General features: G+C 70.7%; 15 protein-coding genes. 8 read left to right on the forward strand and 7 right to left on the reverse strand.

The window, feature by feature from the left end:
- Window positions 1-76: 76 nt before the first annotated feature.
- Window positions 77-1,705 (forward strand): L-glutamate gamma-semialdehyde dehydrogenase, encoded by a 1,629-nt coding sequence (pruA, locus tag ACR2FV_RS17840; protein WP_434017052.1) that lies wholly within the window; start codon window positions 77-79, stop codon window positions 1,703-1,705.
- An 18-nt stretch (window positions 1,706-1,723) separates the two neighbouring features.
- On the opposite strand, the gene ACR2FV_RS17845 is transcribed toward pruA, so the two are convergent.
- Both ACR2FV_RS17845 and ACR2FV_RS17850 read right to left on the reverse strand, forming a co-directional pair.
- Complete coding sequence (locus tag ACR2FV_RS17845; protein WP_434017053.1) at window positions 1,724-2,218, reverse strand: DUF2505 domain-containing protein; 495 nt, start codon at window positions 2,216-2,218, stop codon at window positions 1,724-1,726.
- Window positions 2,215-2,688 carry a hypothetical protein gene (locus ACR2FV_RS17850; RefSeq protein WP_434017054.1) on the reverse strand — a complete coding sequence of 158 codons (474 nt, stop codon included), beginning with the start codon at window positions 2,686-2,688 and terminating at the stop codon, window positions 2,215-2,217. Before ACR2FV_RS17850 ends, ACR2FV_RS17845 begins: the two co-directional genes overlap by 4 nt.
- 112 nt (window positions 2,689-2,800) lie before the next feature.
- Here ACR2FV_RS17850 and ACR2FV_RS17855 point away from each other — a divergent pair, with 112 nt between their 5' ends.
- Window positions 2,801-7,600, forward strand: coding sequence for an NAD-glutamate dehydrogenase (locus ACR2FV_RS17855; protein WP_434017055.1), 4,800 nt, complete (start codon window positions 2,801-2,803; stop codon window positions 7,598-7,600).
- Window positions 7,601-7,618: 18 nt separating this feature from the next.
- Complete coding sequence (locus ACR2FV_RS17860) at window positions 7,619-9,124, forward strand: sensor histidine kinase (protein WP_434017056.1); 1,506 nt, start codon at window positions 7,619-7,621, stop codon at window positions 9,122-9,124.
- Here ACR2FV_RS17860 and ACR2FV_RS17865 read toward each other — a convergent pair.
- Entirely contained in the window at window positions 9,121-9,369 is a 249-nt protein-coding gene (locus ACR2FV_RS17865) for a WhiB family transcriptional regulator (RefSeq protein WP_434017057.1), read from the reverse strand. The two genes, ACR2FV_RS17860 and ACR2FV_RS17865, sit on opposite strands and share 4 nt — an antisense overlap.
- A 335-nt stretch (window positions 9,370-9,704) precedes the next feature.
- Here ACR2FV_RS17865 and ACR2FV_RS17870 point away from each other — a divergent pair, with 335 nt between their 5' ends.
- Complete coding sequence (locus ACR2FV_RS17870) at window positions 9,705-10,892, forward strand: amidohydrolase (RefSeq protein ID WP_434017058.1); 1,188 nt, start codon at window positions 9,705-9,707, stop codon at window positions 10,890-10,892.
- Between the two features lie 72 nt (window positions 10,893-10,964).
- Entirely contained in the window at window positions 10,965-11,954 is a 990-nt protein-coding gene (locus ACR2FV_RS17875; RefSeq protein WP_434017059.1) for a ribose-phosphate diphosphokinase, read from the forward strand.
- Window positions 11,955-11,957: 3 nt separating this feature from the next.
- Here the strand turns inward: ACR2FV_RS17875 and ppdK are convergent, their stop codons facing one another.
- Both ppdK and ACR2FV_RS17885 read right to left on the reverse strand, forming a co-directional pair.
- Window positions 11,958-14,624, reverse strand: a complete 2,667-nt coding sequence (gene ppdK / locus ACR2FV_RS17880) for a pyruvate, phosphate dikinase (RefSeq protein WP_434017060.1) — start codon at window positions 14,622-14,624, stop codon at window positions 11,958-11,960.
- Window positions 14,625-14,672: 48 nt separating this feature from the next.
- Window positions 14,673-15,506: a pyruvate, water dikinase regulatory protein gene (locus ACR2FV_RS17885; RefSeq protein WP_434017061.1), complete on the reverse strand. Its 834-nt coding sequence runs from the start codon at window positions 15,504-15,506 to the stop codon at window positions 14,673-14,675.
- A 35-nt stretch (window positions 15,507-15,541) separates the two neighbouring features.
- Between ACR2FV_RS17885 and miaA the strand changes: the two genes are divergently transcribed.
- Window positions 15,542-16,501 carry a tRNA (adenosine(37)-N6)-dimethylallyltransferase MiaA gene (miaA, locus tag ACR2FV_RS17890; protein WP_434017062.1) on the forward strand — a complete coding sequence of 320 codons (960 nt, stop codon included), beginning with the start codon at window positions 15,542-15,544 and terminating at the stop codon, window positions 16,499-16,501.
- Window positions 16,502-16,676: 175 nt separating this feature from the next.
- Here miaA and ACR2FV_RS17895 read toward each other — a convergent pair whose 3' ends face one another.
- Entirely contained in the window at window positions 16,677-17,675 is a 999-nt protein-coding gene (locus ACR2FV_RS17895; RefSeq protein ID WP_434017063.1) for a type IV toxin-antitoxin system AbiEi family antitoxin domain-containing protein, read from the reverse strand.
- A gap of 248 nt (window positions 17,676-17,923) precedes the next feature.
- Complete coding sequence (locus tag ACR2FV_RS17900) at window positions 17,924-18,577, reverse strand: class I SAM-dependent methyltransferase (RefSeq protein ID WP_434017064.1); 654 nt, start codon at window positions 18,575-18,577, stop codon at window positions 17,924-17,926.
- A gap of 50 nt (window positions 18,578-18,627) precedes the next feature.
- On the opposite strand from ACR2FV_RS17900, the gene hflX reads away from it, so the two are divergent.
- Window positions 18,628-20,079, forward strand: coding sequence for a GTPase HflX (gene hflX, locus ACR2FV_RS17905; RefSeq protein ID WP_434017065.1), 1,452 nt, complete (start codon window positions 18,628-18,630; stop codon window positions 20,077-20,079).
- Window positions 20,080-20,154: 75 nt separating this feature from the next.
- Window positions 20,155-22,842, forward strand: coding sequence for an MGH1-like glycoside hydrolase domain-containing protein (locus ACR2FV_RS17910; RefSeq protein WP_434017066.1), 2,688 nt, complete (start codon window positions 20,155-20,157; stop codon window positions 22,840-22,842).
- Window positions 22,843-22,845 lie beyond the last annotated feature (3 nt).

The raw sequence follows: 22,845 nt of genomic DNA on the forward strand, positions 1-22,845 counted from the left end.
CCGACTGACGAACCGACCACGGACGACCCGACCACTGACGAAGCGCAACCGAGGAAGCACGAGAGGACTACCCATCATGAACTCGATCACGACCGTCCCCGAGCCGCACAACGAGCCGGTCCTGGAGTACGCCCCGGGCTCCCCCGAGCGGGCCGAGCTCGAGCAGGCCCTGACGCAGGTCGCCGGCCATCCGATGGAGCTGCCGCACATCATCAACGGCGAGGCGGTCACCGGCAGCGGCGAAGCGGTGGAGGTCGTGCAGCCGCACGCTCACGGCGAGGTGCTGGGCACGCTGCACAACGCCACCAAGCAGGACGCCCGGGCCGCCATCGACGCCGCCGTGGCGGCCGGCCCGGCCTGGCGGGCGCTGTCCTTCGACGACCGCGCGTCCGTCCTGCTCAAGGCGGCCGAGCTGTTGACGGGGCCCTACCGCGCCCGGATGAACGCCGCGACGATGCTCGGCCAGTCCAAGAGCCCGACCCAGGCCGAGATCGAGGCGGTCTGCGAGCTGGCCGACTTCTGGCGCTTCAACGTGCACTACGCCCGTCAGATCCTGGCCGATCAGCCCCCGCGCAACGCACCCGGTGTGTGGAACCGCACGGAGTACCGGGGACTGGAGGGGTTCGTCTACGCCGTGACGCCCTTCAACTTCACCGCGATCGCCGGCAACCTGCCGACCGCACCCGCACTGATGGGCTGTACCACCGTGTGGAAGCCGGCCACCACGCAGCAGCGGGCCGCCTCGCTCATCATGGAGATCCTCGACGAGGCGGGGATGCCGCCGGGGGTCATCAACATGGTCACCGGCAGTGGGGTCGAGGTCAGCGAGGAGGTGCTGTCGGACCCTGATTTCGCCGGAGTGCACTTCACGGGCTCGACCAGGGTGTTTCGGATGTTCTGGGAGGAGGTCGGCGCCAACATCGCCGCCTACAAGTCCTACCCGCGCATCGTCGGGGAGACCGGCGGCAAGGACTTCATCATGGCCCACCCCAGCGCGGACCCCGCCGTGCTCCGGACCGCCATGGTCCGGGGCGCGTTCGAGTACCAAGGGCAGAAGTGCTCGGCAGCCTCACGCGCCTACGTGCCCCGGTCGGTCTGGGACGTCATGCGCGACGAGCTGGTGGCCACGACCGAGGCGATCGCCTGCGGCGACGTGCGCGACTTCGACAACTTCATGGGCGCGGTCATCGACGAGCGCGCCTTCGCCAAGCACAAGTCGGTGATCGACGCCGCGCACACCGACGACGGGGTCGAGGTGATCGCCGGAGGGACCTACGACGACAGCGTCGGCTACTTCGTGCGACCGACCATCGTCACGGTGCAGGACCTGGAGCACGAGATGCTGACCACCGAGTACTTCGGGCCGATCCTCGCGGTGTATGTCTACGAGGACGCGGACTACGATTCGGTGCTCGACCAGATGGAGTCTGTTGCCGCCTACGCTCTGACCGGCTCCATCATCGCGCGGGACCGTGCCGTCATCGCCGACGCCACCCGGCGTCTGCAGTTCGCGGCGGGCAACTTCTACATCAACGACAAGCCCACCGGCGCGGTCGTCGGCCAGCAGCCGTTCGGCGGCGCGCGGGCCTCGGGCACCAACGACAAGGCAGGATCCCCGGCCAACCTGATGCGTTGGGTGAACATGCGCACGATCAAGGAGACGTTCGTCGCACCGACGGACTATCGGTACCCGCACATGGGCTGAGCGGGGCAGCGCAGCTGCTCAGGTGCGGTTGAGCCACTCCCGGCTCAACCGGGCCTCGAGCTCCAGCGCCGAGACGACCAAAGGACGCACCGCGCGCTCGATCCGGCCGCCGACCAGGGGCACGTGCGCGCTGAGCTCGCCGTCGACCGAGTGCACGGTGCCTGGCCCGTCGGGCAGCAGGTGGATGCCGCCGACCATGGACACCGGCGTGCTCTCCACGTCCAGGGTGTAGGCGGCCTCCCAGTCGCCCTCGACGTCACTGTTTCCCCAGCGCATCGTCTCGACGAGGTGGAGGGTGCTGCCCACGAAGCGCTTCGCGACGTCGGGCAGGTCATCGGTGGGCATCTCCCGTCGGGTCACCACGATGGATCCCTCGCCGGTCGCCTCCACCTCGACGTCGTGGTGCAGACTGCCGCTGCGCCGGCAGCGCTCCTCCTGGAAGGCCGGGTCGACGAGCATGGCGTGGACCTGGTCGGGTGTGGCGCTGTGCTCGATCCGCTCGGTGATCCTCATGAGCCCAACGTAGACCCCGGTTGGAGCATGCGGTGGCACCGCCGCACGGCACGGTGGGCGGTGGGTCGCACGGCTCGCAGCCGGGTCGGCCCACCGGCGCCGGCCAGGTCCTGCAGCGCGCCCGCGAGGACACCGAGCGCCTCGACGGTGTCGCTGGCGAGACCGGACGGTATGCCGTCCGGACCGGCAAGGAGCCGCCCGGCGCGCAGCTGCACGCCCCGAAGGGTGGCCGCGGCGGCCGCGCAGGACGCGGACTCAACCTGCTCACCTCCGCCGGGGAGCTCGGGCGCCGCTGTGTGGGTCGAGGGGTGCTCGCGGCCGTCGGCGAGGTCGACCAGCGCATGGGCCAGCGCGTCGATGGCCGCCGCCAAGTCATTGTGCGTGGCGACATCGCCTACCTCCGCGTGCACGCAGGAGACCTCGTCGGCCAGCATCAGCAGTGCCGGGACAGCAGTGTGGCGCCGGGACATGGTCGACACTCTAGGTGCCGGGGCCTGCGAAGCTGTGGGGCGGACCGACTAGGCTCGCAGCCGGGCGCTCAGTGTAGTGCGCCTGCCCACCGACGGTCGAGGAGTCACCGCCATGTCGTCCGATCAGACACTGTTGAGCCGCTACTTCCAGCACGTGGCGGAGGTGGACCTGGAGGGGCACGATCAGTCCGACCTGACCGCCATCGCGCGCTCGGCCCAGCACCTCGCGTCCTCCCGGGACGGCTCGGAGGCCGCGGTGCGGGTGTGCAATCCGACGAAGGCGGACGACGGGTGGACGACCCGGCACACGGTGCTGCAGGTGTCGGTGGACGACGTGCCCTTCCTGGTCGACTCGGTGGTGGGCGAGCTGCGGCAGCGCGACCTCACGGTGCATCTGCTCGTCCATCCCCAGGTTGTGGTGCGGCGCGGAGATGACGGGGTGGCCGAGGTGCTCGATGTCGATGTCACGCATGCACCACAGGACAGCAGCACGGAGTCGTGGATGTATCTCGAGATCGACCGGCTGCCCTCGCAAGGGCATCGCGAGGAGCTGCGCGATCGGTTGAGCGTGGTGCTGGAGGACGTGCGGCGGGCCTGCGAGGACTGGATGGCGATGCGCCGCACCTGCCTGGACATCGTGGAGGAGCTGCGGGACGGTGTGCCTGGCTCGGTGGACCCGGACACGCTCGAGCCGACCATCGAGTTCCTCACCTGGCTTGAGGACAACCACTTCACCTTCCTCGGCTACCGGGAGTACGACCTCGTCGAGCGCGACGACGAGCCCGCGTTGCAGTCGGTGCCCGGATCCGGACTGGGCATCTTGCGCAACCCGGGCGACGAGGCCAGCGTCAGCGCCCTGCAGCCGCAGGCGCAGCGCACGGCGACCGACCCCCGGCTGCTGACCATCACCAAGGCGAACTCCCGCTCCACGGTGCACCGACCGGTCTACCTCGACTACATCGGGCTGCGGCGCTTCGGCGACGACGGCCGGGCCGTGGCGGAGCGCCGCTTCCTGGGGCTGTTCACCGCCAGCGCGTATGCCGAGTCGGTGCTGCGCCTGCCGATCATCGCTGGCAAGGTCCAGCAGATCCTGGACACCAGCGGCTTCACCCCGGACAGCCACTCCGGCAAGGACCTGCTGGGAGTGCTGGAGTCCTACCCCCGCGACGAGCTCTTCCAGGCCGATGTGGACACCCTGAGCCGGATCGCTCACGAGGTGCTGCACCTGGTGGAGCGACGCCGGTCCAAGCTGTTCATCCGGCCCGACGAGTTCGGGCGCTTCGTCTCGGCGCTGCTCTACATCCCGCGGGACCGGTGGAACACCGCCGTCCGGCTCCGCCTGCAGGAGCTGTTGCGCCAGGCCTACGGCAGCGAGACCGTCGACTACCGCACCCGGGTCGGGGAGTCGGCGCTGGCCCAGCTGCACTTCGTGGTCCGGATGCCCCGAGGCGAGTCCATCCCCGACGTCGACGTGGACCGGCTGCAGGAGAGGATGCTGGAGGCAACCCGGACCTGGAGCGAACGGCTGTCCGAGGTCGTCGAGCAGCACTACGACGACGCCGCCGCGGCCGGCGATCTGCTGGCTCACTATCAGACCGCCTTCCCGGAGGCGTACAAGGAGGACTTCGGCGCCGTCGCGGCCTTCGACGACCTGCGCCGGCTCGGTGAGCTGGACGCGGACGCAGACCTGGCAGATCTGCGTCCCCACCTGTACGCCGCCGAGGGAGCCGACGGGCGCGAACGGCGGCTCAAGCTCTACCGCCGCCATGAGCTCTCGCTCACCGACGTGCTGCCTGTCTTCGCCGACCTCGGGCTGGAGGTCACCGACGAGCGACCCTATGAGCTGCAGGGCACCCAGGGCTCGACCTACATCTACGACTTCGGGCTGCGCGCCGAGCGGGCGGAGGTGTGGACGACGCCGGACGCCGAGGACGTGGTCGCTGCCTCGTTCGAGGAGGCGTTCGCGGCCGTATGGAGTGGTCAGGCCGAGAGTGACACGCTGAACTCCCTGGTGCTCACCGCAGGGTTGGGTTGGCGCCAGGTGGTGATCGTGCGCACCCTGGTGCGCTATCTGCGCCAGGTGACCGGCTACAGCCTGGACTACCTCGAGGAGGCTCTCGTAGCCAACCCGCGGGTCGCCGCGCTGGTCGTCGAGATGTTCACGGTGCGCTTCGATCCCGACCTGGACGCCGAGCGCTCCGCCGACCGGGACGGGGCGGTGCAGGCGGTTGTGGACCGCATCGAGTCGGCCCTGGAGCAGGTGTCCAGCCTGGACCAGGACCGTATCGTCCGCTTCGTGATGACCGTGCTGACCGCGGCCGTGCGCACCAACTACTTCCAGGCCGACGCGGACGGCGCCCCCAAGAGCCACGTCAGTCTCAAGCTGCGTCCCCGCGACATCGACGGTCTGCCGGAGCCCCGGCCGGCACACGAGATCTGGGTCTACGCGCCCCGGATCGAGGGGGTGCACCTGCGCTTCGGCTCGGTGGCCCGTGGCGGCCTGCGCTGGAGCGACCGCCGGGAGGACTTCCGCACCGAGATCCTCGGTCTGGTCAAGGCACAGATGGTCAAGAACGCGGTCATCGTCCCCACCGGGTCCAAGGGCGGGTTCTTCGCCAAGGCACTGCCGGACCCGAGCGCCGACCGCGAGGCCTGGCTCGCGGAGGGTGTGGCGGCATACCAGACCTTCATCAAAGGACTGCTCGACATCACCGACAACCGTCGCCCGGACGGCACGGTGCTGCCCCCGGAGCGGGTCGTGCGGCACGACGACGACGACCCCTACCTGGTGGTGGCCGCCGACAAGGGCACAGCGACCTTCTCCGACATCGCCAACGGCGTGGCCCGGGACTACGGCTTCTGGCTGGACGACGCCTTCGCCTCCGGCGGATCGGCCGGCTATGACCACAAGGCCATGGGCATCACCGCCCGCGGCGCCTGGGAGTCGGTCAAGCGGCACTTCCGCGAGCTGGGTCTGGACACCCAGAGCGAGGAGTTCACCGTGGCCGGCGTCGGTGACATGAGCGGAGACGTCTTCGGCAACGGGATGCTGCTGTCCGAGCACATCCTGCTGGTCGCCGCCTTCGACCACCGGCACATCTTCTTGGACCCCACCCCGGACGCAGCCACTTCGTATGCCGAGCGCCGCCGGCTCTTCGAGCTGCCCCGGTCCAGCTGGGCCGACTACGACACCGAGCTGATCAGCGAGGGGGGCGGCATCTATCCCCGGTCGGCCAAGTCCGTGCCGGTCAGCGATCAGGTGCGCGAGGTCCTGGGGCTCGCCGCCGACGTGAGCTCGCTGACCCCGGCCGGGCTGCTGCGCGCCACCCTGCTGGCACCGGTCGACCTGCTCTGGAACGGGGGGATCGGCACCTACGTCAAGGCCTCGACCGAGACCTCGGCCGACATCGGCGACCGGGCCAACGACAACATCCGGGTTGACGGAGGCGACCTGCGGGTCAAGGTCGTCGGTGAGGGTGGCAACCTCGGCCTGAGCCAGCTGGGCCGCATCGAGGCCGCCTGGAACGGTGTGCACGTCAACACCGACGCGATCGACAACTCGGCGGGAGTGGACACCTCCGACCACGAGGTCAACATCAAGATCGCCCTGACACCCCTGGTCGGCAGCGAGCAGATGAGCATGCAGGAGCGCGACGAGCTGCTCGCCTCGATGACCGAGGAGGTGGCTCGCAAAGTTCTCCGGCACAACTACGAGCAGAACGTGCTGATCGGGAATGCCCGCGACCAAGGGGGCCGGATGCTGAGCGTGCACGAGCGGCTGATCCGTTACCTGGTCGAGGAGGCCGGGCTGGACCCGGAGCTGGAGTTTCTGCCGGACGCCGAGGAGCTGCGTCGACGGGGCCGGGCCGGGCAGGGCCTGACCGCTCCGGAGTTCTCGGTCCTGGCGGCCTACGCCAAGCTGTGGCTCAAGGAGGCCCTGCTGGCCTCCGAGATCCCGGACGAGCCCGCGGTCACCTCGTCACTGGTGACCTACTTCCCCGAGCCGTTGCGCGACACCATCAGCGACCAGCTCACCGAGCACCCCCTGCGGCGCCAGATCGTCGTCAACGAGGTCGCCAACGCCATCGTCAACCGCGGCGGCGTCACCTTCGTCTTCCGAGCCATCGAGGAGACCGGTGCCACTGCTGCCCAGATCGCGCGCGCCTTCGTCGTGTGCCGTGAGGTCTTCGATCTCACCGGCTACGTCGAGGAGGTCGAGCGGCTCGACAACGTCGTCGACACCTCCGTGCAGACCGAGCTCTACCTGGAGTTCCGGCGGCTGCTGGACCGGACGACACGGTGGTTCCTCAGCAACCGCTCCCTCAGCGCCGACATGGCCGCGGAGATCGAGCGGTTCGCCGGGCCGGTCCGCTCGCTGATGGGGCACATCGGCGAGATGCTGCAGGGTGAGGAGCTCGACCGCTACCGCGAGCAGGCCGCGGCGGTGACCGAGTCGGGGGTTCCCGAGCCGACCGCGCACCGGTATGCCGCGCTGCTGGACGCCTTCTCCCTGCTCGACGCCGTCGAGCTGGCCACGAGCGAGGGCTTCGAGGTCCGGGACGTCGCGGAGGTGTACTTCGCCGTCTCCGAGGCCTTCCGGATCGACGCGCTGCTCACTCAGGCCTCCCACCTTCCCCGTGCGGACCGGTGGGCCGCGTGGGCTCGCGGTGCGGTGCGCGACGACCTCTACGGAGTGATGCGCGCCCTGACGCGCGCGGTGCTGGAGGGCACCGACGCGGGCAGCACGGCGCCGGAGCGGGTGCAGACCTGGATGGCCGCGCAACGCGAGCCGTTGCGGCGGGTCGGGCAGGTGCTGGACGCCGTGGGGAGCCTGGAGGATCCCGGGCTCGCCCCGGTGTCGGTCGCTCTGCGGACGCTGCGCGGGCTGGTGCGTCAAGGCACCGCCGGCTGAGCGTCTAGTCTGCGGGGTGTGCCGACCCTGCGCGATGTCCTGTCCGTCGACGGCCACGTCAGCGGGGCCGATGCCGAGTGGCTGCACCGCCTGGTGGGGGACTGGCAGATGCTCGCCGATCTGTCCTTCGCGGACCTCACCTTGTGGTTGCGGACGCAGTCCGGCAGCTGGGTGCTGGCGGCACACGCCCGACCCAGCACCGGCCCCAACTTCTACCACGACGACGTCGTCGGTCAGCTGGCCACCGACAGCCGCGCGGAGGTGCTCAGCCAGGCCGCGCGGGCGAAGCGGGTGGTGACCCCTCCCGGGGTGGGTCACGTGCGGGAGAACTTCGTCCCCGTCGTGCACGACGCTGCGGTGACGGGGGTGATGGTGCGGCACACCGACCTGGACAACATGCGTCAGCAGGGCGGGCTGGAGGTCAACTACCTGCAGATTGCCCAGGCGTTGATCGGCATGGTCACCGAAGGACAGTTCCCGACCGCGCAGGGGTACGCCGGGGCCCTGCGCGGCACGCCGCGCGTGGGCGACGGCGTCATCCGGATCAGTGCCGAGGGTCGGATCGACTACGCCAGCCCCAACGCGGTCTCGGCCCTGCGGCGGTTGGGCCACACCGACCAGGTCGCCGGCGAGGACCTGTCCCGCATCGTCACCGCACAGCTGCCCGACGGCACCATGATGGATGAGACGATGCCGCTCGTGCTGACCGGCCGGGCGCCGTGGGGGACCGAGATCGAGACCCGCCGGAGCAACCTGACGCTGCGCTGCATCCCGTTGGTCGCGGGGGGCACCCGGCACGGTGCCTTGCTGCTGGTGCGCGACGTCAGCGAGCTGCGCCGCCGGGAGCGCGAGCTGCTGACCAGGGAGGCGACCATCCGGGAGATCCACCACCGGGTCAAGAACAACCTGCAGACCGTCTCCGCGCTGCTGCGCTTGCAGTCCCGTCGACTGGAGGACCCGACGGCACAGAAGGCGCTGCAGGAGGCAGGTCGGCGGTTGAGCACGGTGGCCCTGGTGCATGACGCCCTGAGCCACGGGTTCGACGAGACGGTGCCCTTCGACGAGGTGGCGCCGCGCATCCTACGGGCGATCGTCGAGGTGGCCTCCCGGGGACCGGCGGTCGCTCTGGTCAGCCGCGGCTCGTTCGGGTTGCTGCGGGCGGAGGACGCCACCCCGCTGGCGATGATCCTGGCGGAGCTGGTGCACAACGCGGTCGAGCACGGCTTCACGGAGGGCGCTGCCGCGGGGGCGGACGAGGGGCGGGTGACCATCGCTGCCACCCGCTCGAGGGACGACCAGGGTGGGTTGCTCACCGTCGTCGTGTCGGACAACGGCGCAGGTCTGCCCCCCGGCACGTCGGCGTCGCCGGGATCCGGGCTGGGTATGCAGATCGTGCAGGCCCTGCTGGCCGACATGGACGGCCGGATCGGGTGGGAGCCGGCGGAGCCGCACGGCACCTCGGCGAGGTTCGTCGTGCGGCTCCGGTCAGCCGAGGAAGGCGGGCAGCCCGCCTCGTCGTCCTAGCCGGCGCGTCGGGCCCTGGCCTTGCGGCGCTTGAGCGCGCGCCGCTCGTCCTCGGACAGCCCGCCCCACACCCCGGCGTCCTGACCGGTCTCCAGAGCCCACTTCAGGCACGTGTCGGTCACCGGGCACCGCCGGCAGACGACCTTGGCCTCTTCGATCTGCTGCAGGGCGGGTCCAGTGTTGCCGATCGGGAAGAACAGCTCCGGGTCCTCCTCGAGGCAGGCAGCGCGGCTGCGCCAGTCCATGGTGGTGCTCCTTGTAGTCGAAGTCTGTCCGGGATGACTCCCGGGGCGGGGTGGGTGCGGTGGATGGGGATGAGTCGTCGAGTGACACGGCGACGCTGTTGCACCGTGTAACGTTGCACCTGGGCGGATTGTTTCGCCGGCGCGCCATCATCACTCGGGTCACGACGCGTCGGTGGGCCGTGCAGGGGGACCGGGCCGATGGCCCGCGCAGTGATAGCCGCTGTCCTCAGCGCCCTCACATCATCACAGTCCGAGGGACTGCGCACAAGAGTTAACGGCACATTTCCTCACCGTAGCGATGAGGTTTCGCTCACACCCCGCCTAGAGTGGTCGACATGCTGCTGGCTCTCACCAACGCCCGCGTCGTCCCGGTCGAGGGCGAACCCTTCGACGGCACAGTCCTGATCGAGGACGGAACGATCCGCGAGCTCGGGCCGGAGGTCAGCGTACCCGACGGTGCCCAGGTCGTGGACGCCGACGGCGGCTGGGTGCTGCCCGGGCTGATCGACGCTCACGTCCACCTCGGCGTGTGGGAGGAGGGGGAGGGCTGGGCCGGGCAGGACACCAACGAGATGACCGACCCGGTCATGGCCGGGGCGCGGGCACTGGATGCGATCAACCCCCGCGAGCGCGGCTTCGACGACGCCCTCGCCGGCGGGATCACCTCCGTCAACGTCAACCCCGGGTCGGGCAACCCGATCGGCGGGCTGGCGGTGGCGATCAGGACGCACGGCCGGTATGTCGATGAGATGGTGCTGCGCTCCCCCTCGGGTCTGAAGGCCGCGCTGGGGGAGAACCCGAAGCGGGTCTACGGCGAGCAGAAGAAGACCCCGTCGACCAGGCTCGGGGTCGCGCTGACGCTGCGCAAGGCCTTCACCGAGGCTCGCAACTACCAGGCGCGCCTGGCTGCGGCCACCCCGGACTTGCCGGCGGATCGGGACGTCGTCAAGGACGCCCTGGTCATGGTGCTGGACCGGGAGATTCCCTGGCGTCAGCACTGCCACCGCGCCGACGACATCGCGACCGCGATCCGGTTGTCCGAGGAGTTCGGCTACCGGCTGGTCCTGGACCACGGCACGGAGGGTTATCTGCTCGCCGACCTGCTGGCCGAGAAGGACATCCCTGTGCTCTACGGCCCGATGATCGTCTCGCGCTCCAAGGTCGAGGTCCGTGAGCGCTCGGCCCGAGCACCCGGCATCCTGGACCGTGCGGGGGTCCGGGTCTCGATCATCACCGACCACCCCGTCGTCCCGGTGGAGTACCTCATCACCCAGGCCGCGCTCGCCGTCAAGGAGGGCATGGACCCCGCGGCCGCCCTGCGTGCCGTCACCCTCAACCCCGCGGACGTCATCGGCGTGGCCGACCGGGTCGGCTCGCTGAGTCCCGGCAAGGACGCAGACGTGGTGCTGTGGTCCGGGGACCCGCTGGACTTCGCCTCGCGAGCGCTGCGGGTGTGGATCTGCGGTCGTGAGGTCTACACCTATGACCAGGCGACCCGCACCGGGCGCGTCGCCTCCCGCTGACGTGTGCCGCCCCGGCGGCTACGCTGGCCCGATCTGCAGGTCCACCTCGCCACCCACGGGAGAGCACACTCCATGCGCGAGATCGTCGTGTTCTCCGGCTCCTCGCACCGCGCCCTGGCCACCGCCATCTGCGACCGGCTGGGGGTGCGGATCTCGCCGTCGCACACGAGTCGCTTCAGCAACGACTGTCTGCAGGCTCAGCTGCTGGCCAACTGCCGGCAGCGCGACGTCTACCTCGTCCAGCCGCTGGTCCGGCCCACCCAGGACTCCCTGATGGAGCTGCTGTTGATGGTGGACGCCGCCAGGGGTGCCTCGGCCGCTCAGATCACCGCGGTCATCCCGCACTTCGCCTATGCGCGGTCGGACAAGAAGGACGCCTCGCGCATCTCCCTCGGCGGCCGTCTGGTGGCCGACATGCTCGCCGCCGCGGGCGTCGACCGGGTGCTGACGATGGCCCTGCACGCACCCCAGGTGCACGGATTCTTCTCGGTGCCGGTGGATCATCTGACCGCCATCGGGGTGCTGGCTGACCATTTCCGTGGCACGGACCTGACCGACACGGTCGTGGTCTCGCCCGACCTGGGCAACGCCAAGACCGCCACTCAGTTCGCCCGGCTGCTCGGCCTTCCGGTCGCTGCTGGGAGCAAGCGGCGGCTCGCCGACGACCGTGTGGTCATCGACTCGATCGTGGGTGACGTCTCGGGCCGGCGGGCGGTGGTGCTGGACGACGAGATCGCCACAGGCGGCTCCATCCTGGAGCTGCTCGATCGCCTGAAGGACGCCGGCTGCTCCGAGGCGGCCGTGGCCTGCACGCACGGCCTGTTCGCGGGTGAGGCGGTCCAGCGGTTGTCCATCCACCCCATGATCACCCAGGTGGTCACCACCGACACCGTGCCCGCGCCCCCCGGGTGGCCGCAGCTGCAGGTGCGCTCGGTGGCGGACCTGTTCGCGGCGGCCATCGCCCGCATCCACGCCGGTGAGTCGGTCAGCAGTCTCTTCGACGGGGTCGACCCGGCCTACGCCCCGCCCCAGCAGTCGCTGTTCGAGGTGGCAAACCCCTGAGCCTCACGCTTCGGCGGCGTCCAGCACCGCCCGGGCGGCAGCGAACCGGGCGATCGGGACCCGGTAGGGGGAGCAGGAGACATAGTCCAACCCGATGGACTCGAAGAAGCCGATGGACGCCGGGTCACCACCGTGCTCACCGCATACCCCCAGCTTGAGGTCGGGCTTGGTCGACCGGCCCCGCTGCGCCCCCAGCTGCACCAGCCTCCCCACCCCGTCGACGTCGATCGAGGCGAACGGGTTGGCCGGGACGATGTCGGAGTCGACATAGGCCGCGAGGAAGCTGCCCTCCGCGTCGTCCCGGGAGATGCCGATGCCCGTCTGCGTGAGGTCGTTGGTGCCGAAGGAGAAGAAGTCGGCATGCTCGGCGATCTGGTCGGCGACCAGCGCGGCTCGCGGCAGCTCGACCATGGTGCCGACGGTGTAGGGGAAGTCCTTGCCCGCAGCCTCGAACTCCTCGGCGAGCGTCTCCTCGACGACCTCGCGCATCCGGCGCAGCTCCTCGGCGTAGCCCACCAGGGGCACCATGATCTCGACCACCGCCTCGGCGCCGTCGTCCTGGACGGCGAACGCGGCCCGCGCGATGGCGCGCACCTGCATCCGCGCTATCTCGGGGTAGAGCAGGGCCAGCCGCACCCCGCGGGTGCCGAGCATGGGGTTCATCTCCGTGTGCTTCTTGACCTGCGCGAGGAGGGTGCGCTCCCGGCGCAGCTCGGCCTCCTCACCGCCCTGCAGCTCCAGGCGCTGCACCAGCAACGACTGCTCGACCAGGTCGGGCAGGAACTCGTGCAGCGGCGGGTCGAGCAGTCGGATGGTGACCGGCAGCCCGGACATGGCGGTGAAGATGGCCGCGAAGTCCTCCTGCTGCATCGGCAGGATCTCCTCCAGCGCGGCCGCGCGCTCGGTCTCGTCGCCGGCCAGGATCATCGCGCGCACCGCCGGCAGCCGGTCCGGCGCCATGAACATGTGCTCGGTGCGGCAGAGCCCGATGCCCTGCGCCCCGAACTCCCGCGCCTTGGCGGCGTCCTCTCCGGTGTCGGCGTTGGCCCGCACGCCGAGCCGGCGCACCTCGTCGGCCCAGCCCACGACGGCCTCGAAGTCCTCGTTGACCTGCGGCGGCACGAGGTCGAGGGCACCGACGTAGACCTCACCCGTGGAGCCGTCGAGGGTGATCATGTCGCCCTCGCCCAGCACATGGTCGCCGATGCTCAGCTGCTTGGCACTCGCGTCGATCTTGATGCCGGAGGCGCCCGCCACGCACGGCTTGCCCATCCCGCGCGCGACGACCGCCGCGTGCGACGTCATACCGCCGTGGGCCGTCAGCACACCCTGGGCGACGATGACGCCCGCGATGTCGTCGGGTGCCGTCTCCCACCGGACCAGCACCACCGCGTCACCGGCCTTGCCGCGCTGCTCGGCCGTCTCGGCGTCGAAGACCACCTCGCCGACTGCGGCGCCGGGTGAGGCGTTGAGCCCCTTGGTCACCGGCGTCTGGTCGTGCTCGGGGTCGATGGCCGGGTGCAGCAGCTGGTCGAGCTGGGCGGGCTCGATGCGCCGCAGCGCCTGCTCGCGGGTGAGCACGTCCTCGGCCACCATGTCGCGGGCGATCTTGAACGCGGCGGGGGCGGTGCGCTTGCCGGAGCGGGTCTGCAGCAGATAGAGCGTGCCCTCCTCCACCGTGAACTCGATGTCCTGCATGTCGCCGTAGTGCTCCTCGAGCCGGCGCATGGTGTCCACGAGCTCCTCGAACGCCTCCGGAAGCACCTCCTGCATCTCCGCCAGGTCCCGGGGGGTGCGGATGCCGGCAACGACATCCTCACCCTGGGCGTCGACGAGGAACTCGCCGTAGAGCTCCTTGGCGCCGGTGGAGGGGTTGCGGGTGAAGCAGACCCCCGTCGCGGAGGTCTGCCCGCGGTTGCCGAAGACCATCTGCATCACGTTGACGGCCGTCCCGAGGTCATCGGGTATGCCGTGTGCCTTCCGGTAGACCCCGGCCCGCGGGTTCTTCCACGACCGGAAGACCGCGTCGATGGAGCGGCGCAGCTGGTCTCTCGGGTCCTCGGGGAGCTCCTCGCCCATGTGCTCGCGGGAGACCTCCTTGAACTGCTCCACCAGGGCCTGCAGGTCCTCGATGCTCAGCTCGGTGTCGTGCTCCATGCCTCGCTTGCGTTTCATGGCGCTGAGCGCGTCCTCGTAGGCGTAGGCGGGCACCTCCTCGACCACCTCGCCGTACATCTGGATGAACCGGCGGTAGGAGTCCCAGGCGAACCGGGGGTTGTCCGCCTCCGCGCCCAGCGCCTCGACCGTCTCGTCGCTGACGCCCAGGTTGAGGATCGTGTCCATCATGCCGGGCATGGAGACCACGGCGCCGGAGCGGACCGAGACGAGCAGGGGGCGCTGCGCCGAGCCCAGGGCACGGCCGGTCCGCTCCTCCAGCCGCTGCAGCGCCGCGAGGGTGTCGTCCCACAGCCCGTCCGGCCAGTCGCCGCCCGTGCGCATCGCGGCGATGCTGGCGGCCGTGCTCACGGTGAACCCGTCGGGCACCGGCACCCCGAGCCGCATCATCTCGGCGACGTTGGCGCCCTTGCCGCCCAGTAGCGGACGCATGCTCGCGTCACCGTCGGCCAGGTCGTAGAGGTACTGCTCCGCGGACGGGTCGGTCGTGCTCATCGTCGCTCCTCGCGTCGTTGCGTGACTGCGTCCTTAGCAGGCTATCGTTCAGCTGGTGGCCGCGTCGCGGCGCCGCTCGATGACTTCGATCACTCTCCCGGCGGCCTCTTCGAGGGCCAGCGCAGTCGTGTCGATCACGGGACACCCCAACCGCCGTTGAAGCGCGTTCACCTCGTCCAGCTCGTCGAAGATCCGGCCCAGCTCGGCGTACCCGTCGCGCCCGGCCCGCGCGCCGAGGGTGCTGACCCGGCGTTTGCGGATGGCCTGCAGTCGTTCCGGGTCGATGGTCAGCCCGACGATCTTCCACCGGTCCACCTCGAACAGCTCGCGGGGCGGCTCGATGCCCGCGACGATCGGGATGTTGGCGGTGTGATAGCCCAGGTAGCCCAGGTACATCGACAGCGGGGTCTTGCCCGAACGGGAGACGCCGATGAGGACGATGTCCGCCTGCCCGATCGGGTTGCCCAGCTGGCCGTCGTCGTTGGCGATGGCGAACTCCATCGCGTGGATGCGCTGGAAGTAGTCCTCGCCGACGCCCACCGGGCGCACCACACGCTCCGGGTCGGTGCCGGTGGCCACCTGCATCGCCGAGACGGCAGCGTCGAGCAGGTCGGCGTGCGGGATGCGCAGCTCCTCGCAGCGTGCGACGACCAGATGGCGCAGATCCTGCTGGACGATCGTGGAGAAGACCACGGTGCGGATCCGGGAGGGGTCGAGCCGGTCCAGCACCTTCTCGACAGACTGCGGGGAGGACAGGCGGGGGTGGCGCACGATGCGCACCTCCCACCCCGCGAACTGCGCCGCCGTCGCGCGCGCCACCCGGGCGGCCGTGTCGCCGGTGGAGTCGGCCAGGACGTGCAGCTCGATCGGGGTTCTGGCCATGAGCCCAGTATGCCGGGGCGTGGCAGACTGCCCGCGTGTCTGCCGACGTCTCGGCCGGCGGCCCCGCAGCGCCGGCCCGCCCCGAGCCTGACCCCGTGGTGGCGGTCCTGGGTGCCACGGCGACGGGCAAGAGCGGGCTCGCGTTGGAGCTGGCCGTCCGCCTGGGTGGCGAGATCGTCAACGCCGATGCCTCCCAGCTCTACCGCGGCATGGACGTCGGCACCGCCAAGGTGCCCCGTGAGCAGCGTCGCGGCATCGCCCACCACCAGCTGGACGTCCTGGAGGTGACCGATGAGGCCAACGTCGCGGCATACCAGCCGTCGGCCCGGGCCGACCTGGCTGACATCCGCTCCCGCGGCGCCCGACCGATCGTGGTCGGGGGGTCGGGGCTCTATGCTCGAGCGCTGCTGGACCGCCTGGAGATCCCGCCGACCGATCCCGCGGTGCGCGCCCGCTGGGAGCGCGAGTTCGCGCAGCGGGGCGTCGAGCACCTGTATGTCGTGCTGCAGGAGCGCGACCCGGTGGCCGCCGAGCGAATCGAGCCGGCCAACGGACGACGGATCGTGCGGGCGCTGGAGGTCATCGAGCTGACCGGGCGCCCCTTCAGCGCCACCCTGCCGGCCCGGGAGCTCATGGAGCCGACCGTGCTGCTGGGGCTGCGCGCCGCGCGCGCGGTGCTGCACGAGCGGATCGCGGCGCGCGTGCAGCGGATGTGGAGCGGCGGGCTGCTGGCGGAGGTGGCTCGGTTGGACGCCGTGGGCCTGCGGAGGGGCAGGACGGCATCGCGGGCGCTGGGCTACGCCCAGGCGCTCGCCCACCTCGACGGTGAGCTGAGCGCCACGCAGGCACAGGAGGCCACCGTGGTCGCGACGCGCCGGTTCGCCCGGCGGCAGGAGGCGTGGTTCGGCGCCGACCCGCGGATCGTGTGGATCGAGCACGATGCCCCTGACCTGGTGGACCGCGCGCTGGCCGCCGCCGCCTCCGCTGAGCGATGACCTTGCCGGCCGCGCGCCACTCGGGCGCGGTTCGGTCGACTCGTGCACGGCCCAGCACACTGGTGCACACCGCGCGCCGTGCATGAGTGTGCTGATTCACGCACGAGCCCACGTCCACTGTGGGGTGGGCGGACGAGGCTCCGAGCTGCCGGGTGACGACGACAGCCACGGCTGGTCACCCTTCGGGCTGCGGTGGACGACATACCCGGGGATGCGCACGCCGTGCGGCGGCCTGGATCCGGACGTCGAGCTGCGCAGGGTCGCTCAGCCCGGCGTGGGCGAGTCTCACGATTCCGTAGCCGAGATCGCAGATGGCGCTCTCCCGATGCTTCTCGGACATGACGGCCTCGACCGATCCGGAGCCGTCGGACCCGACATACTTGACCCGCCCGTCCACCTCGATCACGACGCCGAGCTCCTCGATCAGTCCGTCCACTCGAGCGACGAACGCACCGTCGGGCGCCACCAAGCGGACCTGCAGCCGCATCTGGTGGCCGAGGGCCGAGACCACCAGACGCGCCCTGCTCTCCAACGGCGACTCGCTGAGCCCGTCCGCCGCATGGATGACCCGTCGGATCACGGCGGTCCCCGGGCGACGGGGCAGTCGGGCCAGCCACGCCTGTGCCTCCTCGAGCGTGGTCTTGCCCTGGTGCAGAGCCGCGTCGAGCGCCACCACACCGGCCACCATGCCGTCGGCCTCGGCGACCCCAAAGGCGGCCAACACCGGCAGGACGGCGGCGACCCCGTCGACGGGGACGGCGCGCTGGTCGGTGCCGTAACGCCGGTGCAGCGTGTGGCGTCTCGTCGTGTGGCTCGGACCTCCGTCGCCGCGGGTCAGGTGCAGCCGAAGGCACGGTATGCCGGATGGCGAACAGACCAGGGGCAGGCCGTGCAGCGCGGCGGCGGCCGAGTGGCTCAGCAGGGCGGGCGCCAACAGGCGCAGGGACGCCGCCTGCGCTCGGAGCACCAGTCGTCGCTCCGGGGAGGCCGCCTGCCACCGCCCACCCGTCACGAAGGCGCCAGGGGCGACTCGGGTGATGACGCCGCGAGTGGCCCACTGCCCTAGATCGTGCCGATGTACCCCGCTGGCCGCGGCTTCCGCCAGGGTGAACACGCCGGTCGGGCGGACCCGGCCGAGGGTCACGAGCGGTAGGTGCGTCGGGTCGAAGGTCATGAGGCCAGGGTGCGGCGCGGGAGTGGCCGCTGAGGTCATGGTGACCCCGCCTGTGGATGAACGACACGACTCGTGCGGGATGTGGATGACTGGTGCCCGCTAGGGCTGACTCATGCACGACATGAAGGACTTATGCACGGCGCGCGCGCAGCATGAGTGTGCGGCAGGGGGCACGAGTGGGCCGAAGTCGGCACCGGTGTGCGAGAGAGGGCACCAGTGCCGGGGCCGGTAGGACCCGGGGTGCGGACTCAGGCTCCGGCGTGGACGGCCAGGACGCGGAAGCCCTTGGAGCTCGCGTGCCGGCTGACGTCTGCGTGTGGAAGCTGCGTGGTCAGCCAGGTCTGCAGCGAGTCGGCACCGAGATTCTTGGACACCACGAGGTATGCCGTCCCGCCGGGGGCCAGGCGGGGCAGCCAGTGCACCAGCATCTCGTGCAGCGCCTGCTTGCCGACGCGGATCGGCGGGTTGGACCAGATCAGGTCGAAGGTCACGTCGTCGGGCACACCGTCGGGTTCGGCGGTCACGATGCCACCGCCGCTGGAGGGTCCGTTGGCCAGGGTGGCCGCGCAGCCGAGCCGGTCGGCGTTGCGCCTGGTGAGGTCGAGGGCTCGTCGGCTGACGTCGACCGCATACACCGTGGCCTGGGGAGAGGCCAGCGCCAGGGTGAGCGCCAGCGGCCCCCAGCCGCAGCCGAGGTCCAGGAAGGTGCCGTCGGCAGGAGGGGGCGGCGCTGAGCGCAGCAGCACGGCGGTGCCCTTGTCGAGGTCGCCGGGGGAGAAGACGCCGCCCGCCGTGTGCACCGTCACGGTGTGCCCGGCCAGCTCGATCGTGCGCTCGCGCAGCTCACCGTCCGAAACCGGCTCGGCGGTGAAGTAGTGCTCGGGCTCGGGTCGCTCGGTCATCGCGGGGAGTCTACGGCGGGGACGAATTCGGTGGCGTCGCGCGTTGCACGATGAGACGGTGGCCTCAGCAAGGCACCCAGAATCGACCGAAGGGGACCATGACCGCTCGCATGCACGACGACGGCCACATCGCCAACCAAGACGGTGACCAGCTTGAGCGCGATGAGCGCGCCGCACTGCGCCGGGTGCAGGGACTGTCCACCGAGCTGCAGGACATCAGCGAGGTCGAGTACCGACAGCTGCGCCTGGAGCGCGTCGTGCTCGCCGGGGTGTGGACCGAGGGCAGCGTGCAGGACGCGGAGAACTCGATGCACGAGCTGGCCGCCCTCGCCGAGACCGCCGGCTCGACCGTGCTGGATGGCGTGCTGCAGCGCAGACACAAGCCGGACCCCGCGACATACCTGGGCTCGGGCAAGGCGGTCGAGCTGCGTGACATCGTGCTGGCCGAGGGTGCCGACACCGTCGTGTGCGACAGCGAGCTCGCCCCGTCGCAGCGGCGCGCCCTGGAGGACGTCGTCAAGGTCAAGGTCATCGACCGCACGGCGCTGATCCTGGACATCTTCGCCCAGCACGCCACCTCTCGGGAGGGTCGGGCCCAGGTGGAGCTGGCCCAGCTGCAGTACCTCCTGCCACGGCTGCGCGGCTGGGGTGACTCGATGTCCCGGCAGGCGGGTGGCCGGGTCGCCGGGGGTGAGGGGATCGGCTCGCGCGGACCGGGTGAGACCAAGATCGAGCTGGACCGGCGGCGGATCAACCAGCGCATCGCCAAGCTGCGCCGCGACCTGGCCGGGATGAAGACCACCCGAGACACCAAGCGCTCATCGCGCCGAGCCGGTCACGTGCCCAGCGTTGCCATCGTCGGATACACCAACGCGGGCAAGTCTTCGCTGCTCAACCGGCTGACCGGGGCTGGCGTCCTCGTCGAGAACCAGCTGTTCGCGACGCTGGACCCCACGGTCCGCCGGGCCGAGACCGCCGACGGCCGGCCCTACACCCTGGCCGACACGGTCGGCTTCGTCCGGGCGCTGCCGCACCAGCTGGTCGAGGCCTTCCGGTCGACCTTGGAGGAGGCCGGCGACGCGGACCTGCTGCTGCACGTGGTCGACGGCTCGCACCCCGACCCCGAGGGCCAGATCTCGGCCGTGCGCGAGGTGCTCGCCGAGGTCGAGGCCACCGACCTGACCGAGATCATCGCGATCAACAAGGCCGACCTGGCGCAGCCCGGGACGCTGGACGAGCTCGTCCGGCACCATCCCGGCGCCCTCGTGGTCTCGGCCCGCACGGGGGAGGGCATCGAGGCCTTGGTCGGGGTGCTCGAGGGCGCCCTGCCGCGCCCCGAGATCGCGGTCGAGGTGCTGCTGCCCTACGACCGGGGCGACCTGGTCAGCCGGCTGCATGCCGAGGGTGAGGTGCTGACCGAGGAGCACACCGGCGAGGGCACCCTGGTGCAGGCCAAGGTCTCGCCCGACCTGCACGGGCTGCTCGGCGCCTACGCCGTCTGAGCCTGCGGCCGGTCCATCTGGACTGGCCGCGACGCCGTCCGACCACCGGCCACCTGTTGTGTCAGGCTGACCCGCGTGAGCGCCGAACACGACAGACTGTCCGAGTCCGACGACCCGCGAGCGCCCTGGCGGCAGTGGGGACCCTACGTCTCCGCCCGGCAGTGGGGCACGGTCCGTGAGGACTACTCGGCCGGCGGCGACGCCTGGGAATTCTTCCCGTTCGAGCACGCGCACCGCCGGACCTACCGCTGGGGTGAGGACGGCCTGGCCGGGTTGTGCGACGTCAAGGGCTACCTCAACGTGGGACTGGCCCTGTGGAACCGTCAGGACGACCGGCTCAAGGAGCGGCTGTTCGGGCTGACCGGCCCGCAGGGCAACCACGGCGAGGACGTCAAGGAGTACTGGTGGGCCCTGGAGGGCACGCCCACGCACAGCTACGCGACGTGGCTCTACCGCTACCCGCAGGCCGCGTTCCCGTATGCCGACCTGGTGGCGGGCAATGCCGCGCGGGGGGTCAACGACGAGGAGTTCGAGCTGGCCGACACCGGCATCTTCTCCGGCGACTGCTTCTTCGACGTCCACCTCACCCACGCCAAGGCGTCACCGTCGGACATCTGCATGGAGATCACCGCCACCAACCACGGCCGCGATGCGGCGCCGCTGCATCTCGCGCCGCAGATCTGGTTCCGCAACACCTGGTCGTGGGGTCTGGACGACCGCCGGCCCACCCTCACCCCGGACCCCGAGACGCCGCAGGGGTATGCCGGGGTGCTGGGCGATCACCACGAGCTCGGCCAGGTGCGGCTCACCGCCCAGGATCACCCGCAGGCTGGGCCGCCCCGGCTGCTGTTCTGCGACAACGAGACCAACGCCGTGGGCCTGTGGGGCGAGGCGGCCGCGGCGAGCCAGCACACGGCATACCCCAAGGACGCGATCGACCGTGCCATCGTGCGCGGACAGGACGACGCGACCAACCCGGAGCAGACCGGCACCAAGGCGGCGTTCTGGTGGGCGTTCGAGGCGGTGCCGCCGGGGGAGAGCGTGACGGTGCGGCTGCGGCTGACCGCCACGGACGGCGAGGGCGAGGGCGAGGGCGCGGTTGCAGCGGTGACCGCCTTCGACGAGGTCTTGGCCGCGCGTCGTGCCGAGACCGACGACTTCTATGCGCAGGTGCTGCCGGAGGGCACCAGCGAGCAGGATGCACTGATCGCCCGCCGCGCCTTTGCGGGCCTGCAGTGGGGCAAGCAGCTCTACCTCTACGACGTGAGGCAGTGGCTGCGCGGCGACCCGGCCGGCCCGCCCCCGCCGCCGCAGCGCGCGCACCAGCATCGGGGCCGCAACACCGACTGGGCGCACGTCGACCTGTCCGAGGTCATCTCGATGCCGGACGAGTGGGAGTACCCGTGGTTTGCTACCTGGGACCTGGCCTTCCACTGCGTCGCACTGGCGCACGTCGACCCGGCGTGGGCCAAGTGGCAGCTGCTGCTGATGTGCCGGGAGTGGGCGATGCACCCCAACGGTCAGCTGCCCGCATACGAGTGGAACTTCTCCGACGTCAACCCGCCGGTGCATCCCTGGGCGGCCTGGCAGGTCTACGCGATCGACGGGTGCCGCGACCGGGGGTTCCTGCAGCGGATCGGGTTGAAGATGCTGCTCAACTTCCCGTGGTGGGTCAACCGCAAGGACGCGGAGGGCTCGCACGTCTTCGAGGGCGGCTTCCTCGGGATGGACAACGTGGGCCTGTTCGACCGCAGTGAGGAGCTGCCCGGCGGGCAACGGCTGGAGCAGGCCGACGCGACCGCGTGGATGGGCATGTTCTGCCTGAAGATGCTGCGGATCTCGGCCGAGCTGGCCCGAGAGGACGACGCGTGGGAGGAGGTGGCGACCAAGTTCCTGACCCACTTCCTGGCCATCTCGGAGTCGATGGAGGACTTCGGCTCCCAGCACGCGGCGTTGTGGGACTCCGGCGACGAGTTCTTCCACGACATCCTGGTCGGCGAGGACGGCTTGGCGCACCGGATGGAGGTGCGCTCCATGGTGGGCCTGTTGCCGATGGCCGGGGTGATGCTGGTGCCCGACTGGGTCGACGACGAGCTGCCCGAGATCACCGACTTCTTCGGCGGATGGGTGCAGCGGCGGCCCGAGCTGGCCGACAGCCTGATCCACACGCAGCACGGCGGAGCGACGCGGCGCACCTTGTCGATGATCTCGCGACACCAGTGGGAGGCGATCCTGAGGGCGCTGCTGGACGAGGGGGAGTTCCTGTCACCACACGGTTTCCGGTCGCTGTCCGCCGCCCACCGCGACGGCGTGCAGGTCGACATCGACGGTCAGCAGTGGAGCCTGGCCTACGAGCCGGCCGAGTCGCGCTCCCACATGTTCGGCGGCAACTCCAACTGGCGTGGGCCGATCTGGCTGCCGGTCAATGCCCTGCTGACCGACGCGCTGCGCAGCTACGGCCGGGGGGCGGGCGCCCGGGCCGGGGTTGAGTTCCCGACCGGGTCCGGTGAGCAGCTGCCGATCACCCAGATCGCCGCCCTGGTCGAACAACGCATGGTCGCGATGTTCCGGCCAGGACCGGACGGGCGTCGGCCCAGCACGCCACGGCACCATCCGAGCGGTCCGCTGTGGGACGCGCACCCGACGTTCAGCGAGTACTTCAACGGTGACACCGGGGCCGGGCTCGGCGCGTCGCATCAGACCGGGTGGACCGCTTTGGTCGCGCACTTCGTCTGCGTACCCGAGGGCATCGACAACCGCTGAGGG

It is taken from the genome of Ornithinimicrobium sp., from assembly GCF_051004135.1.
Classification (GTDB): Bacteria; Actinomycetota; Actinomycetes; order Actinomycetales; family Dermatophilaceae; genus Ornithinicoccus.

Bases quoted from the DNA above. Each gene is read 5' to 3' on its own strand.
- ACR2FV_RS17875 (WP_434017059.1), top strand. From the start codon at position 10,965: ATGCGCGAGATCGTCGTGTTCTCCGGCTCCTCGCACCGCGCCCTGGCC.
- ACR2FV_RS17870 (WP_434017058.1), top strand. From the start codon at position 9,705: ATGCTGCTGGCTCTCACCAACGCCCGCGTCGTCCCGGTCGAGGGCGAA.
- ACR2FV_RS17895 (WP_434017063.1), bottom strand. From the start codon at position 17,675: ATGACCTTCGACCCGACGCACCTACCGCTCGTGACCCTCGGCCGGGTC.
- pruA (WP_434017052.1), top strand. From the start codon at position 77: ATGAACTCGATCACGACCGTCCCCGAGCCGCACAACGAGCCGGTCCTG.
- ACR2FV_RS17885 (WP_434017061.1), bottom strand. From the start codon at position 15,506: ATGGCCAGAACCCCGATCGAGCTGCACGTCCTGGCCGACTCCACCGGC.
- ACR2FV_RS17855 (WP_434017055.1), top strand. From the start codon at position 2,801: ATGTCGTCCGATCAGACACTGTTGAGCCGCTACTTCCAGCACGTGGCG.
- hflX (WP_434017065.1), top strand. From the start codon at position 18,628: ATGAGACGGTGGCCTCAGCAAGGCACCCAGAATCGACCGAAGGGGACC.
- ACR2FV_RS17850 (WP_434017054.1), bottom strand. From the start codon at position 2,688: ATGTCCCGGCGCCACACTGCTGTCCCGGCACTGCTGATGCTGGCCGAC.
- ACR2FV_RS17865 (WP_434017057.1), bottom strand. From the start codon at position 9,369: ATGGACTGGCGCAGCCGCGCTGCCTGCCTCGAGGAGGACCCGGAGCTG.
- ppdK (WP_434017060.1), bottom strand. From the start codon at position 14,624: ATGAGCACGACCGACCCGTCCGCGGAGCAGTACCTCTACGACCTGGCC.
- ACR2FV_RS17900 (WP_434017064.1), bottom strand. From the start codon at position 18,577: ATGACCGAGCGACCCGAGCCCGAGCACTACTTCACCGCCGAGCCGGTT.
- ACR2FV_RS17845 (WP_434017053.1), bottom strand. From the start codon at position 2,218: ATGAGGATCACCGAGCGGATCGAGCACAGCGCCACACCCGACCAGGTC.